The organism is Pseudomonas sp. PME37.24/006 (assembly GCF_055556635.1).
Window position 1 is genome coordinate 1 of the sequence record NZ_JBVHNL010000101.1, and the last position, 270, is coordinate 270.

1 pseudogene is annotated in these 270 nt (G+C 59.6%); it reads left to right on the forward strand.

The features are described 5' to 3' along the window. Positions 1 to 270, forward strand: a pseudogene (locus tag ACZ3GY_RS24005) (fused response regulator/phosphatase); the annotation flags it as partial.

The following is a 270-nucleotide window of genomic DNA, read 5'->3' on the forward strand; positions in this document are numbered from 1 at the left end:
GAGCAGGTGTTTGCAGTCAATCGTCAGCCTGATGCGCTGTTCGAAGAAATCGAACAGGCCCTGCGGGATTTTCGCGGCGAGGCCCGCGATGACGTGAGCATGGTCGAGGTCAGTCTGCTGGAGGCTACGCAACTGAGTCCGCCAGCGCCGGTGTACTCCGACAGTGGCCAGTCCAGCCCGCTGGACTGGTCGGTGAGTTTTGAGTTTCGCGCCGCCACCCTCAAACGCTTCAATCCGCTGCCGTATTTGTTGCAATTGCTGCTTGAGGTG